The 14,200-nt window shown below is 67.7% G+C and carries 10 protein-coding genes and 1 pseudogene; 6 read left to right on the top strand and 5 right to left on the bottom strand.

Features of this window, described 5'->3' with window-relative positions:
- Window positions 1–104: 104 nt before the first annotated feature.
- Together AC08OU_RS13800 and AC08OU_RS13795 are read right to left on the bottom strand one after the other, a co-directional pair.
- The gene (locus AC08OU_RS13800; protein ID WP_476600276.1) at window positions 105–1,283 is read right to left on the bottom strand and encodes a cystathionine gamma-synthase; all 1,179 of its coding nucleotides are present in this window, start codon (window positions 1,281–1,283) and stop codon (window positions 105–107) included.
- 38 nt (window positions 1,284–1,321) lie between these two features.
- Window positions 1,322–2,701: a cystathionine beta-synthase gene (locus tag AC08OU_RS13795; RefSeq protein WP_476600283.1), complete on the bottom strand. Its 1,380-nt coding sequence runs from the start codon at window positions 2,699–2,701 to the stop codon at window positions 1,322–1,324.
- 509 nt (window positions 2,702–3,210) lie between these two features.
- On the opposite strand from AC08OU_RS13795, the gene AC08OU_RS13790 reads away from it, so the two are divergent.
- The 6 genes from AC08OU_RS13790 to AC08OU_RS13765 all read left to right on the top strand — a co-directional run bounded on the left by AC08OU_RS13790 (window position 3,211) and on the right by AC08OU_RS13765 (window position 12,758).
- A complete protein-coding gene (locus AC08OU_RS13790) occupies window positions 3,211–3,615 on the top strand; it encodes a YccF domain-containing protein (RefSeq protein ID WP_476600274.1) in 405 nt (134 codons plus the stop codon).
- A gap of 220 nt (window positions 3,616–3,835) precedes the next feature.
- Window positions 3,836–6,994, top strand: coding sequence for a putative bifunctional diguanylate cyclase/phosphodiesterase (locus tag AC08OU_RS13785; RefSeq protein WP_476605060.1), 3,159 nt, complete (start codon window positions 3,836–3,838; stop codon window positions 6,992–6,994).
- Window positions 6,995–7,173: 179 nt separating this feature from the next.
- Window positions 7,174–8,907, top strand: coding sequence for an ABC transporter ATP-binding protein (locus AC08OU_RS13780; protein ID WP_476600271.1), 1,734 nt, complete (start codon window positions 7,174–7,176; stop codon window positions 8,905–8,907).
- Window positions 8,904–10,865 carry an ABC transporter ATP-binding protein gene (locus AC08OU_RS13775; protein ID WP_476600269.1) on the top strand — a complete coding sequence of 654 codons (1,962 nt, stop codon included), beginning with the start codon at window positions 8,904–8,906 and terminating at the stop codon, window positions 10,863–10,865. Before AC08OU_RS13780 ends, AC08OU_RS13775 begins: the two co-directional genes overlap by 4 nt.
- Window positions 10,866–11,104: 239 nt before the next feature.
- Window positions 11,105–11,449: a hypothetical protein gene (locus AC08OU_RS13770; RefSeq protein ID WP_476605059.1), complete on the top strand. Its 345-nt coding sequence runs from the start codon at window positions 11,105–11,107 to the stop codon at window positions 11,447–11,449.
- A 10-nt stretch (window positions 11,450–11,459) separates the two neighbouring features.
- Entirely contained in the window at window positions 11,460–12,758 is a 1,299-nt protein-coding gene (locus AC08OU_RS13765; RefSeq protein ID WP_476600267.1) for a radical SAM protein, read from the top strand.
- A gap of 112 nt (window positions 12,759–12,870) precedes the next feature.
- Here AC08OU_RS13765 and AC08OU_RS13760 read toward each other — a convergent pair whose 3' ends face one another.
- From AC08OU_RS13760 to AC08OU_RS13750, 3 genes and pseudogenes are all read right to left on the bottom strand, one after another.
- Window positions 12,871–13,017: a hypothetical protein gene (locus AC08OU_RS13760; protein WP_462186624.1), complete on the bottom strand. Its 147-nt coding sequence runs from the start codon at window positions 13,015–13,017 to the stop codon at window positions 12,871–12,873.
- A gap of 209 nt (window positions 13,018–13,226) precedes the next feature.
- A pseudogene (locus AC08OU_RS13755) lies at window positions 13,227–13,631 on the bottom strand (class I SAM-dependent DNA methyltransferase); the annotation flags it as partial.
- Window positions 13,632–13,852: 221 nt separating this feature from the next.
- Window positions 13,853–14,182: a YrdB family protein gene (locus AC08OU_RS13750; RefSeq protein ID WP_476605062.1), complete on the bottom strand. Its 330-nt coding sequence runs from the start codon at window positions 14,180–14,182 to the stop codon at window positions 13,853–13,855.
- Window positions 14,183–14,200 lie beyond the last annotated feature (18 nt).

The raw sequence follows: 14,200 nt of genomic DNA, 5'->3' as shown, positions 1-14,200 counted from the left end.
TTCATTACGTCCCCTGTGGGTTAAGGTTTGGACTTTTTCGCTGGTTCGCCCTTCCGTACCGGGCGCGTGCGCCAGAAGCCGCCACTCCCGAAATCGGGGCCGGGCTACGCGGATCTGTCGGAAAGCCCGCGCAGCGCCTGGTGCAGATCGGCGACGAGGTCGTCCACCGATTCGATCCCGACCGAGAGCCGAACCAGGTCCGCGGGTACCGCGAGCGGTGAGCCCTCCACCGAGGCATGGGTCATGCTCGCCGGATGTTCGATCAGGGATTCCACCCCACCCAACGACTCGGCGAGAGTGAACAGCCTGGTCCGGCCGCATGCCTCCACGGCCGCGCGGGGGCCGGCCCGAAGGGTGAACGAGACCATTCCCCCGAAGTCACGCATTTGCTTCGCGGCGATGCCGTGACCCGCATGCCCGGTCGAACCCGGGTAGCGGACGGTCCCGACGGCGGGGTGCGTGGTGAGCTCGGCCGCGATACGCCGAGCGTTGTCGCAGTGCCGGTCCATCCGAATGGGGAGCGTCTTGACACCGCGCAGTACCAGCCAGCTGTCGAAGGGGCCGGCGACGGCGCCGGCCGCGTTCTGCAGGAATCGTAGCCGGGCGCCCAGGTCCGGATCGCCGACCACGAGCGCGCCGCCGACGACATCGCTGTGGCCACCGAGATACTTCGTCGTGGAATGCACCACCGCGTCCGCACCCAGGGTCAGTGGCTGCTGCAGGTAGGGCGAGGCGAACGTGTTGTCGACTGTTAGCAGCGCCCCCGCGTCATGCGCCAGCGACGAGAGAGCGACGATGTCGGCGATGGACAGCATGGGATTGGTCGGGGTTTCGCACCACACCAGCCGCGTGGTGCCCGGACGGATCGCGACTCGCACCGCATCGAGGTCGGTGAGATCGACGCTGGTGTGGTCGACGCCCCAGTCGGCGAGCACCCGGGCAATGAGCCGGTAGGTGCCGCCATAGGCGTCCGCCGGGATGATGACGTGGTCTCCGGGCCGGCAGACAGTTCGCAGCAGGGCGTCTGTCGCCGCCATGCCGGAGGAGAAAGCGAGGCCGACCGTCCCGCGTTCCAGTGCGGCGAGGCAGGTCTCCAGCGCGGTACGGGTCGGATTCGCCGAACGACTGTACTCGTAACCGCTCCGAAGCCCACCCACGCCATCCTGGGCGAACGTCGAGGACTGGTGGATCGGCGTCACCACCGCTCCCGTGATGGGATCGGGCTCCTGGCCGGCATGGATCGCGATGGTCTCGAATCCCTCAGTGGGCTGCTCCATAGGCATGGCGCCACGCTAGGGCCTCCTCGATGATCGGTGCCGATCTAGCGGACGGCCAGGAAACTCAGCAGGTCGGCACGGGTAAGGATGCCGACGGGATTACCCTCGTCGTGTACCAGCACCGCGGGTTCGTCCCCGAGCACCGCGACGATCCGGGCCAGTGGCTCGCCGGTACCCACCATCGGAAGCGACGGCGACAGATGATCGGCGACCGAATCGTCGATGGCGGACCGGTCGGCGAAGACCGCCGCGAGCAGATGCCGCTCGATGACGGAACCCGCGACCTCCGCCGCCCGCAGGGGCGGTTCGTGCCGCACCACCGGCATCTGCGACACATTGTACTCGCGCAGGTAGGAGATGGCGGCACCGACTGTCTCGGCCGGGTGGACATGCACCAGATCGGGGGGACCACTGGTCTGTTCGGTCTTGTTCCGCAGGACGTCCGAGACGGTCGGCTCGTTCGACGGTGGCTCCAGAAAGCCGTACTCGTACATCCATTCGTCGTTGAAGATCTTCGACAGGTATCCGCGGCCGGAGTCCGGAAGCAGGACCACGACGGCGTCGTCCGGGCCGAGCTCGCGAGCGACCCGGAGGGCGACGACCACCGCGAGTCCGCCTGACCCGCCCACCAGCAGCCCGCATTTCCTGGCCAGCTCGCGCGTCATCAGGAACGAGTCGCGGTCGCTGACCGCCTCCACCCGGTCGACGACCGTCTTGTCGTAGGTCGTCGGCCAGATGTCCTCCCCGACGCCTTCGACGAGGTAGGGTCGGCCGCTGCCACCGGAGTAGACCGAACCCTCCGGATCCGCGCCCACGATCTGCACGGTTCCGCCGGACGCCTCCTTGAGATAACGGCCGACTCCACTGATCGTCCCGCCGGTCCCGATGCCGGCGACGAAGTGGGTGACGCGACCGTTCGTGGCCTGCCAGATCTCCGGCCCGGTCGTAGCGTGGTGCGCAGCGGGATTGTTCGGGTTGGAATACTGATCCGGGCTCCAACCACCGGGAGTCTCGCGGACGAGCCGGCGGGCCACCGAGTAGTAGGAGCGGGGGTCGTCGGGTGCCACTGCTGTCGGACAGATGACGACCTCGGCGCCGTAGGCGCGCAGGACGGCCCGTTTCTCTTCGCTGATCTTGTCAGGCATGGTGAACACGCAGCGATAGCCCCGCCGGGCCGCCACCAGGGCCAGACCGACACCGGTGTTTCCGCTGGTAGGTTCGATGATGGTCCCACCAGGCGGAAGCAGCCCGGCCTCCTCGGCGGCGGAGACCATGGTCAGCGCCACCCGGTCTTTCACCGATCCACCGGGATTGAGGTACTCCAGCTTTGCCAGCACCGGCGTCGGCGTCGTCTCGATCGTCGGTGTGATCCGGACCAGCGGTGTGTTTCCGACGAGATCGATCACGTGGTCGAATGCCTGCATATCGGTCATCCGCGCATCATTTCCGCTCTCGAGAGAGGTAACCGGGGCAACACCTCGTGTCCACGGCAGGCGGGAGCCGGTTGAGCTGCCCGAACCGGATCACCTCCTGGATACCGACGACCGTGGCCGGGACGCTGCCTGTGCCCGGCGGCGGCGTACGTCACCTGCGTTCGTGCGGACGCGACATGCCGGCATGGACTGCTGCCACGACAGTAGCGAGCCGGGCCGGAACGTGCCGGGCCGCGTGGCATCCACTCTGTTTGCGATGGCATCCCGGGGGCAGATCGTCGTGGTGTACCTGACGGTGCGTCATCGCGAGTTCCGATGACCGTGCCCGGACGACCGTGCCCGGACGACCTGGACCCGATTGGTACGATAAAGTTCAGTGCTGATCGACGAGTGGCGTCAGGAGTGGCGTCGATGTTCCCGGCAGGCTTGCCATCGGCGTTCACCACGATCCCGGTGTCGGAGATCCCGGTGTCGGATCGGGAGAGAGAGCGGGTCAGCTCATGCGCCTCGTGCTCAACGTCATCTGGTTGGTATTCGGTGGTTTCTGGCTCGCCGTCGGTTACGCCCTCGCGGCGCTCGTGTGCTTCATTCTCATCGTCACGATCCCCTTCGGGATCGCCGCTCTGCGGATGGCGAACTTCGCACTGTGGCCGTTCGGACGGCGCATTGTCGACCGACCCGGCGCTGGCGGGGCGTCTCTGATCGGAAACGTGCTGTGGATCCTTCTGGCCGGTTGGTGGTTGGCACTGGGACATCTCACCACCGGCCTGGCACTCTGCCTCACCATCATCGGTATCCCGCTCGGCCTGGCGAACTTCAAACTAATCCCGGTCTCGCTGCTGCCCCTGGGTAAGGAGATCGTGGACGTCGACACCCCCGCCGTCGGAGCTCGCGCGGCATTCTGAGCCGCTGCGGCAGGTCGAGCGTGCTCGGACCGTGCCGCGCCGTCGCGCGAACAGAACGCCGGCTGCATGATCACAACGGCATGATCGACTAGGGCGTCCCGCTCCACCGGTAGCGTCGCCAGCATCGCATACGTGCTTATACCGGTCTCATATCAAGCGTCGCTCGCAGATCGGAGCATTCCGCAGGCGGCAGCAGGCCTACAATGGTGTAGTAGATTCGATGGTGTGGAATGTGCGCGCAGGCCAGGGTGAGGCGGAAACCCCTGGGGATCCCGAGGAGGTAGGTGAACTCATCGTGGACATCTGGGATGACCTTGCGCAGCGTAACAACGCTCACCTGCGGGAACTATTCCTGACCGGTGACCTGGTAGCCGGTGACCTGGTAGCGGAAGGCCCACAAAACGCGATCTTGGGTTCGTGGTGGCGCAGCCAGGTACTGAACGTGAGCCCGGACCGGTGCTCCCCCGTCTATGATCCGGATCTTGACCTGGATACGCGCCTGGTCCGCGCGGCCGACCCGGTGCTCGACCGACTGGCATCCACGATCGCCGGGACCTGGGTGTGCGTGTGTCTCACCGACGACCAGGCAAGAATACTGGCGCACCGGGTCGGTGAGGCATCCTTCGGCCTACACCCTGGGTTCTGCGTCGCCGAGCACCTGGTCGGCACCAGCGCCGTAGCCCTCGCACTCGTGGAAAGGCGCCCCGCCCGGGTCTCGGGCGCCGAGCACTTCGCTGACCTCTACCAGCCGGACGCGTGCATATCCGTTCCCGTCCGCGACCCCCTCAGCGGGCGCATCGAGGGCGTGTTCAGCCTCATCTGCAGGCTCGCCGAGGCGAATCCGTCGGCGGAAGCCATGGTGGGGGAGGCTGGCCGCGCCATCGAACATCGGCTGCTGGAACAGGCGAGCGAGCGGGAACGGGCCTTGCTCCTGGCGTACCGGCAGGCCAAACACCGGATGCGGATACCGGCTGGCGGCGCACAGTTTCCGCTCGATCTCAAGGCCGGGTCCGGCATCGAGATCGAGCGTGATATTCGGCTGGTTTTGCAGGAGAAGGCCGCTGAACTGATCGCAGCGGGCCGCCCGACCGTCAGCGAGGTATCCTTGCCGCACGGTCAGACCGCCACGCTGGTGTGCAGGAAGGTACAGACGCATTCCGCGGTGGCCGGACTGGCCGTCGAGGTCGCCTTTCCCTTCGGGCCGCCCCGTCGCCTTATGACCAGCGCCGCGGCCGTGGCAGGGCACCTCAACAGCCAGCCGCAGGGGGCCGACGCCGGTGCCCCGTCGGCGCCGGGGCTTTTCCTGCCGTATGCCGCGCTCGGCGCGCCCAGGCCGATGCCGCGCCCGCCGGCCAGTGCACTCGACGCCACCCCCCCGGCCAGTACCCCCCCGGCCAGCCGGCAGCCCGCCATCGGCGCGTCGCTGCTGGCCATCGGGGAACAGGGAATCGGCCGTCTCGCGGTGGCGGCACGGCGACGCCTCACCCTGCTGTACGAGGCCAGTATGCACATCGGGACCACCCTCGACGTGACCCGGACCGCCGAGGAACTGGCCCAGGCAGCCGTGCCCGAACTCGCCGACGTCGTCACGGTGGACCTGGCGGAGTCTGTCCTGCGGGGCGAGGACTCGCTGCATCCGACCGCACTGCTGCGTCCGAACGCACTGCTGCGCCGCGCCGCCCTGCACGGCATCCAGGAAGGCCTCGCCCTCTACCCGGTCGGTCACCAGATCAGCTTCCTGCCCTCCACGCCGCAGGCCCGGTGCCTGGCCAGCGGGCGGGCGGTGCTTGATGCCGACCTGCACGCCGCTCCCGGCTGGCAGGCCCAGGACCCCGAACGCGTCGAGCGACTCCTCGCGCAGGGGATCCACTCGCTCATCACCGTTCCCCTGTCCACCCGCGACGTAATGTTCGGGGTGGCCAGTTTCTACCGCTCCCGGCAACCAGAGCCCTACGAGGACGACGACTTGGCCCTGGCCGAGGAGTTGGCCGCCCGCGCGGCGCTGTGCCTGGACAACGCCCACCGCTACACCCGCGAACGACAGCTGCACCACCAGGCCCTGCACGATCCGCTGACCGACCTGGCGAACCGCACGCTGTTGACGGCCCGACTGCAACGCGGACTTGCCCGGCGCCTCCACGACAATACGCAGGACAATACGCAGCTTGCACTACTGTTCTGCGACCTCGACGACTTCAAGAGCGTCAACGACAGATTCGGGCACGCGGCCGGCGACGACCTGCTTCGCGTAACCGCGGATCGGCTGACGAGTTGCGCCCGTACCACCGACACGGTTGCCCGCATCAGCGGCGACGAGTTCGCGGTCCTACTGGAAGGTGGCTGCGTCGACCCCGAGTCCATCGGGCGGCGGATCCTGGAAACACTCCGCGTACCCTTGGTACTCGCCGGAACGGTTCATACAATCCAGGCCAGCATTGGGCTGGTCGTTGTCGACCCCGGCACTCAGGCCACTGCGGAAAGCGTGCTGAAACAGGCGGACTCCGCCATGTATGCCGCAAAACGGCGGGGTAAGGGCACCCTGGTGGTGTACCGGCCGGAGCTGTGCCCCGCCAGCGCCGAGGATGCCCTGCGCACCAGCCTCACCCACGCCGTACGCGGCGAGGATGGCGGCGCTACCCTCGACGTCAGCTATCAGCCGATCATCGAGCTCCACACCGGTCGGACCGTCGGTGTCGAGGCGGCGCTTCGGTGGGACGACCCGTCCTCCCGACCCGCTCCCCACCACCGTCTCATCCCCACCGCCCAGCAGACCGGGCTGGCCCCCGCCCTGGAGCACATCCTGCTCGACCGGGCCTGCCGTGACCTCGGCCGCTACCGAAGCACGGGCCATCCGGAGGTGGCCCTCCACATCCCCGTCTCGATCATCGATGCCGCTGACGCCTGGTTCACGACCGAGGTGGTCAGTGCCCTGACCGTCCACCACCTGCCACCCGATGCTCTCGTGCTCCGCGTCGTCGGCGCGACGCACCACACCGATCAGGCCGCCCTGCGGGCGCTGCGCGGACTGGCCGCACGAGGCATCAGGCTCGCGATCATCTGTCCCAGCGCCGAGGACCTCTCGTTCGATCCCCTTCTGCCACTCCCCGTCCAGATCATCGTGCTCGACGCCACCGCCACCCGGCAGCTGACCGAATCGCTGACCGACGGCCGCACCCCCGGGGAAGAAGAAAACGACGGCACGTTGCGCACGGCGTTCCTCGCCACCATCCGCGGGCTGGGCATCTCACTGCTGGGCACCGGCATCACCGACGCGAAGCAGGCCGCCACCCTCGCGCACAGCGGCTGCGACCTCGGCCAGGGCAACCTCTTCGGCGGACCCGCACCGCTCGCCGACATCCCCGGCAGGTATCCGGCATGAGGTAGCTGCCATGTCTCCAGTGCGTGGCACTGGCCCCCAACTCTCCAGTGCGTGGCACTGAAAATGCCTTGACCTGATGTTGGGTTGACGTCGTAGGGTCGCAACACGTTTGCAATGTGGTTACCCACCGTTGTCGCGATCTACCGGTTCGACCACCAGCCGCCACCGAGAGGGACCGTATGCTGATCCGACTTCTGCGGGCTCACCTCGGCCCCTACGGCCGGCCGATCTCGATACTGGTCCTTCTGCAGCTGGTGGCGACGATCGCCATGCTCTACCTCCCCACCCTCAACGCTGACATCATTGATCGTGGAGTGGTCATCGGCGACACCGGCTACATCATGCGTATCGGTGGACTCATGCTCGGTGTCAGCGTCGTGCAGATCGTCTGCGCCGGCGCCGCCGTCTTCTTCGGAGCCCGGACGGCGATGGCGCTCGGTCGGGATATCCGGGCGTCGGTGTTCGACCGGGTCCAGTCGTTCTCAGCGCGGGAGGTCGGCCGCTTCGGTGCGTCCTCACTGATCACCCGGGCCACGAACGACGTGCAGCAGGTGCAGATGCTGATGTTGATGAGCTTCACGCTCATGGTCTCCGCGCCGATCATGTGCCTGGGCGGCATCATCCTGGCGGTCAATCAGGACGCCGGGCTCTCGCTCCTGCTCGTCGCGATCACTCCGGTCCTCGCGGTGATCATCATCTTGATCGTGCGACGGATGCGGCCGCTGGGCCGGGCGATGCAGGAGCGCCTGGACACCGTCAATCGGATCCTGCGGGAGCAGATCACCGGACTCCGGGTGATCCGCGCTTTTGTCCAGGACGATTATGAGCGGCGCCGGTTCGCGGTGGCTGACGCCGAACTGACCGACGTCTCGTTGCGGTTCGGTCGACTCATGGCGTTGATGTTCCCGCTCGTGCTCACCGTGGTCAACTTCTCGAGCGTGGCCGTGCTGTGGTTCGGTGCTCACCGTATCGACGCCGGCCAGATGCAGATCGGCGCGCTGACGGCCTTCCTCAGCTACCTGATGCAGATCCTGATGTCGGTGATGATGGCCACCTTCATGTTTATGATGATTCCCCGCGCCGAGGTGTGCGCGGAGCGCATCCAGGAGGTGCTCGAGACCGACTCCACGGTCCTGCCACCGCAGAACCCGGTGCGGGAGTTGCGCCGCCACGGTGACCTGGAACTGCGGGGCGTTGGGTTCCACTACCCGGGAGCGGAGGCGCCGGTCCTGCGCGGAATCAGCCTGTGCGCCCGGCCGGGTCAGACCACAGCCATCATTGGCAGCACCGGTAGCGGCAAGACGACGCTGCTCGGTCTGGTCCCGCGGCTGGCCGACGCCACCGAGGGTGCCGTCCTCGTCGACGGCGTCGACGTCCGCGATCTCGACCCGGCGCTGCTCGCCCGGACCGTCGGCCTGGTTCCACAGAAGCCGTATCTGTTCTCCGGCACCGTCGCGACCAATCTGCGTTACGGAAATCCGGACGCCACCGAAGACGAACTGTGGCGCGCGCTGGAGATTGCGCAGGCGAAGGACTTCGTCGAAGCCATGCCGGACGGTCTCGGCACCGCGATCGCCCAGGGTGGCACGAACGTCTCCGGCGGCCAGCGCCAACGGCTCTCCATCGCCCGCGTGCTCGTTCACCGCCCGGAGATCTACCTGTTCGACGACTCCTTCTCGGCCCTCGACTACGCCACCGACGCCCGTCTGCGCAGGGCGCTCGCCTACGAGACCTCCGCCGCGACCGTGGTGATCGTTGCTCAGCGGGTCGCCACCATCCGGGATGCGGATCAGATCATCGTGCTGGACCACGGTGAGGTGGTCGGCGTCGGCACCCACCAGCAGTTGATGGCCGACAACACCACGTACCGCGAGATTGTGCTCTCCCAGCTCACCGAGGAAGAGGCGGCATGAGCAGCCCGGTACCGGTACCGCGCCGCGGCCCGGCCCCGACGGCCGGGCCCGCTCGGTTCTTCATAGGCCCGGGCGCGACGGAGAAGTCGATGGACTTCGCCGCCTCGAGCCGCCGACTGCTCGGACTGCTGCGACCGCAGCGTCACCTGATGATCGCCGTCGTGGTCCTGGCGACGTTGAGTGTCGGTCTGAGCGTGATCGGTCCTCGCCTGCTCGGCCACGCCACCGACCTGGTGTTCGCGGGGATCTTCAGCCGGCGGCTGCCCGCTGGCAGCACGAAGGAGCAGGCGGTCGCGCAGCTGCGTGCCACCGGCCACGGCACCCAGGCGGACCTGCTCGCCTCGCTCGACGTGACCCCCGGTCATGGCCTGGACTTCGATGCCATCGGTGTCGTGCTGCTGGGGGTCGTGCTCGTCTACGCGGTGTCCGGGCTGTGCGGTGTGCTCCAGGCCCGGCTGGCGAACCTGGTCCTGCAGAGAGTGATCAGTGATCTGCGCCGCGACGTCCAGGCGAAGATCTCGCGGTTGCCCATCCGTTACTTCGACGGTCAGCCGCGAGGCGAGGTGCTCAGCCGGGTCACCAACGACATCGACAACTTCGGGCAGAGCCTGCAGCAGAGCATGTCGCAGATCGTCGTGTCGACGCTGACGATCGTGGGCGTGCTGTCGATGATGCTCGGGATCTCCTGGATCCTCGCCCTGATCGCGCTGGTCACGGTGCCAGTGTCGATCATGGTGGCGACCCGGGTCGGCAAGCTGGCTCAGCCCCAGTTCGTCGCTCAGTGGCGGATCACCGGTGGTCTCAACGCCCATATCGAGGAGATGTACACCGGGCACACGCTCGTGCGGGCGTTCGGCCGGCAGGAGGAATCCGCGGAGATCTTTCGTGAGCAGAACGAGCGGCTCTACGCTGCCAGTTGGCGCGCGCAGTTCATCTCCGGTCTCATGCAGCCCTCGATGTTGTTCATCGGAAACCTGAACTACGTGCTGGTAGCGGTGATCGGCGGCCTGCGGGTCGCGTCCGGCTCGCTGTCGATCGGTGACGTCCAGGCGTTCATCCAATACTCTCGGCAGTTCAGCCAGCCGTTGTCCCAGGTTGCCAGCATGGCGAACCTGGTGCAGTCCGGGGTGGCCTCCGCGGAGCGGGTGTTCGACCTGCTCGACACCGTCGAGCAGGAACCCGACCGGGCGGTTCCGGCGCATCCGGAGCGGCTTCGTGACCGGGTGGCCTTCGAACACGTCTCCTTCCGCTACGAACCGAACAAGCCGTTGATCGAGGACCTGTCACTCGTCGCGGAACCTGGTCACACCGTCGCGGTCGTCGGGCCGACCGGTGCCGGCAAGACCACTCTGATCAACCTGCTGATGCGCTTCTACGAGGTCACCGGCGGACGGATCACCTTGGACGGGGTCGATGTCGCGGCGATGTCCCGGGATGAACTGCGGGCCAGCATCGGCATGGTCCTGCAGGACACCTGGCTGTTCGGCGGAACGATCGCGGAGAACATCGCCTACGGTGCGGAGGGCGCCACCCAGGAGCAGATCGTGGCGGCGGCCCGCGCCGCGCACGTCGACCGGTTCATCCGCACCCTTCCCGCGGGTTACGACACCGTGCTCGACGACGAGGGGGTCGGCGTGAGTGGCGGGGAGAAGCAGCTGATCACCATCGCCCGTGCCTTCCTCGTGGAACCTCTGATCCTGGTTCTCGACGAGGCGACGAGCTCGGTGGACACCCGTACCGAGGTCCTCATCCAACTGGCGATGTCGACCCTGCGGGCGGGCCGGACCGCGTTCGTCATCGCGCATCGACTGTCGACCATCCGGGACGCGGACACCATTCTTGTGATGGAGAACGGAGCCATCGTCGAACAGGGCACCCACACCGAACTCCTGGCCGCTGGCGGCCCGTACTCCCGGCTGTACCAGTCCCAGTTCGCCCAGGCCGTCGTCGAGATCTGACCGTCGAGGTCTGACGCGAGCGGTTGCGCTACCAGCCTGTGCGTGTGACAGCGGGGATGAGCGCGAGCCGGACGGCTCGTTAGGTGAACTCTGACAAGAAAGCGGATCGGGATCGCTCCAGTCGACCCTGAGCGGTTAGCATGCCGTGCCTTCCCGGGATGCAACAGTGCCGATGGTCGGTGAACGGTGCCGATGGCCGGTGCGGGCTCTTTCGGCGATGATGTCGGTGGAGGTGGGGGATGGCGAAGGATGAACCGGCGGACCCGCGGCTGCCACGAGGGCCCTCCTGGGCTGCGCAGGTCGGCCCGGGGCGGGCTGAGGACATCGCCGAGAGACTGGCCGCGGAGGAGTCCACCGAGACGACCCTCGAAGCATCCGGCCGGTGGTCGTCGGCCCAGCCGCCTCCCGGGCTCTACCCGCCGCCGCAGTCCGCGGGGCCAGCCTGGGGCACGGGCGAGCTTCCGATCGCGACGCCCGTGTACGGCGGCCCACCGCTCCAACCGCTCCCGCCGCCCCAGCCCGACCGGGATCAGTGGTTTTCCGGGCCTCGGCGGGGTTGGCTGCGTCGCCTGTTCCGAAGGTGACGGATCCGAGATGACCGGGTTCGTTCCCGTGGCACGTGCTCAGGCGCCCGGTCCACCCGGTCCACCCGGTTCTCTCCGGTCGAGGAGGACGGCGCCGCGCCGGACGTACGCCGTCTGGGAGCTGACCCTGGCGTGCAATCTCGCCTGCGGGCACTGCGGCTCGCGCGTCGGTGACCGGCGGCCCGCGGAGCTGACGACCGAGCAGGCGCTCGACGTCGTGGCGCAGCTCGCGGCGGTCGGCGTGGACGAAGTCACGCTCATCGGCGGTGAGGCGTTCCTGCGCCGCGACTGGTTGACGATCGCGGCCGAGATCACCCGCCGGGGCATGGGATGCACGGTCACGACGGGTGGATACCGGATGAGCGCGGCCATGGCGCGCGGACTGCGCACGGCGGGTGTCGAACAGTGCTCGGTGTCGGTGGACGGGATGGCCGCCACCCACGATCGCTTACGCGGCCGGAAGGGCTCGTGGCAGCCGTGTTTCACGACGATGGAACGGCTGCGCGCCGCCGGCGTCGAGGCTACCTGCAACACCCAGATCAATCGTCTGACCGCATCCGAACTGCCCGAGCTGTACCGGCGGCTGCGGGCCGCGGGCGTCGTCGCCTGGCAGTGGCAGCTGACCGTTCCGATGGGCAACGCGGCCGACCACGCCGAGCTCCTGCTCCAGCCGGTCGAGCTGCTCGAGGTGTTCCCGATGCTTGCCCGGATCGCGCGTCGCGCCCGCCGGGACGGCATCCGCGTCCATGCCGGCAACAACGTTGGCTACTACGGCCCTTACGAAAGGCTGCTGCGCTCTCCCGAGGGGTCGGCCTTCTGGGCGGGATGCCAGGCCGGGTTGTCCACGCTCGGCATCGAGGCGGACGGCACGATCAAGGGTTGCCCCTCGTTGCCGACCCGGGACTACGCCGGGGGCAACATCCGCGACCGCAGCCTCACCGATCTGCTGCGTGACGCTCCCGAGCTGGCGGTCAACATGGCGGCGGGGACGCCGGCCGCGGTCGAGAACCTGTGGGGCTTCTGCCGCGGCTGTGCGTACGCGGACGTCTGCCGCGGCGGCTGCACCTGGACCGCCCACACTTTCTTCGGCCGCGCCGGCAACAATCCCTACTGCCATCACCGGGCGCTGACACATCAGCGCGCCGGGGTGCGGGAACGGCTGGTCCAGGTCGCCCCGGCGCCGGGGGAGCCATTTGACCATGGACTGTTCTCCGTCGTCCAGGAAGACCTGGACGCGCCCTGGTCCCTGACCGACCGGCCCCGCCTTACGGCCGAGGAGATCCACTGGCCCCGTGACTGGATCGACTGACGGTTCCTCGCCGTCTCGGGAGGTGCCCAACCGGGGAGGTGCGCCAGGTCTGGGATCCGCCCCGGTCGAGGCTGGCCGAGGTCCGGGCCGGCTCGGGTCCGGGGGCGCCGGGTCAGGACCTGCGCCAAGTGGGGATGTGGACGGTGCTGGCGGCGGTGAAGGGCGCACTATCCCAGCCACCGTACCGGTCGACCAGTGCCAGGCCGGCGAGCCGAGCCATGAGATCGAGCTCGGCGGGCCAGGCGTGGCGCAACTCCACCGGAGATAGGTGTCGATGCCGTGGTCGGTGATGGCGATGTGGCGGCTATGGATCCGCTGGGTGGAGCGGTCGAGTATCGCGGTGTTCAACCGGGTCTCGTCGTCGGCGGTCGTGGTGACCCGGAGGTCCTGCCCGCGGTCGAACAGGGAGAGTTCCGGTACGAACGCCTCCAGGATGAACACCCCGCCGGGCCGCAGGCGGGCGGCGGCCGAGGCGAAACACCGTTCCTGGTCAGCCTGGGTCAGCAGGGCGAAGAATGTGCTGAACACGACGTAGACGAGGCTGAACGAACCTCCTGGAACGTCGATGTCGGCGAAATCCCCGATCGTCACCGGCAGTTCCGCGCCGCCGGGTTTCGCCCGCAGCCGCCCAACCATGCGCTCGGAGGCGTCGATCCCGGCTACCGGAATTCCACGCGCCGCCAGCGGCAGGGCGATTCGCCCGGTCCCGATTCCGAGTTCCAGTACCGGCCCGTCGCCGGCCCGTTCCGCGGGGAAGTCGACGACCGCGCCGATCTCCTCGACTTGGGAACCCACGAGATGCCACCGGTCGTAGACATCTGCGATCCGGTCGCCGTACTCGGCCGGATCCTCTTTTCCGGGTTTCGTCACCATGCCGACATCGTGACAGTTACCCGGCCAGCCGGTATTCGAATTTTCGCCGTTCTCCGACCGGAAGAAATCAGTTGACACGTGATGTGGACCGCGGCTTTCATGGAAGAATTATTCCACGCCTCGATGCGTCACGGCTGGCTCAGGTGGGACTCTTATCTAAACACCGGCTCCCTGGTGCGGCGTGAGGATCTGCGCGGACACCGTCGTCGCGACCAGGAAGATCACGAAGAGTAGTGCCCAGAGCGGATAACCGGCGCTCGCCGGAGCATCGCGGTGGCGACGAAGAGGGCCAGTTTCACCGCGAGTCGCGACGGTTGGCCGAGCCTGCGTGCTGCCCGCGGCGCCAGCCACCTACCCCAGATTCCGGCTGTCAGAAGTGGGAGGAGCCCGGCAAAGGTGATCTTGGCTGCTGCCGGCAGCGGATCCGGCTGGGCCTGGGGCCTGGGATCCGGGGTCTTCGAAGTTAACCGGGGTGGGCGTGAGACCCCAGCCAGTTTGGTAACTGTGCGTAATGTTGGTTCGGCGTGGCCTGCTGTGACCTGTTGTGGCATGCCTCGTGTCGTGACATT

Source organism: Frankia sp. CcMO1 (assembly GCF_977945845.1).
Note: the sequence above shows the minus strand (reverse complement) of the source record. Positions and strands in the feature narration are given on the sequence as shown.

What these genes read in the sequence shown, in the direction of transcription:
- AC08OU_RS13800 (WP_476600276.1), bottom strand. Translation starts at nt 1,283, where the DNA reads ATGCCTATGGAGCAGCCCACTGAGGGATTCGAGACCATCGCGATCCAT.
- AC08OU_RS13795 (WP_476600283.1), bottom strand. Translation starts at nt 2,701, where the DNA reads ATGCAGGCATTCGACCACGTGATCGATCTCGTCGGAAACACACCGCTG.
- AC08OU_RS13790 (WP_476600274.1), top strand. Translation starts at nt 3,211, where the DNA reads ATGCGCCTCGTGCTCAACGTCATCTGGTTGGTATTCGGTGGTTTCTGG.
- AC08OU_RS13785 (WP_476605060.1), top strand. Translation starts at nt 3,836, where the DNA reads ATGGTGTGGAATGTGCGCGCAGGCCAGGGTGAGGCGGAAACCCCTGGG.
- AC08OU_RS13780 (WP_476600271.1), top strand. Translation starts at nt 7,174, where the DNA reads ATGCTGATCCGACTTCTGCGGGCTCACCTCGGCCCCTACGGCCGGCCG.
- AC08OU_RS13775 (WP_476600269.1), top strand. Translation starts at nt 8,904, where the DNA reads ATGAGCAGCCCGGTACCGGTACCGCGCCGCGGCCCGGCCCCGACGGCC.
- AC08OU_RS13770 (WP_476605059.1), top strand. Translation starts at nt 11,105, where the DNA reads ATGGCGAAGGATGAACCGGCGGACCCGCGGCTGCCACGAGGGCCCTCC.
- AC08OU_RS13765 (WP_476600267.1), top strand. Translation starts at nt 11,460, where the DNA reads ATGACCGGGTTCGTTCCCGTGGCACGTGCTCAGGCGCCCGGTCCACCC.
- AC08OU_RS13750 (WP_476605062.1), bottom strand. Translation starts at nt 14,182, where the DNA reads ATGCCACAACAGGTCACAGCAGGCCACGCCGAACCAACATTACGCACA.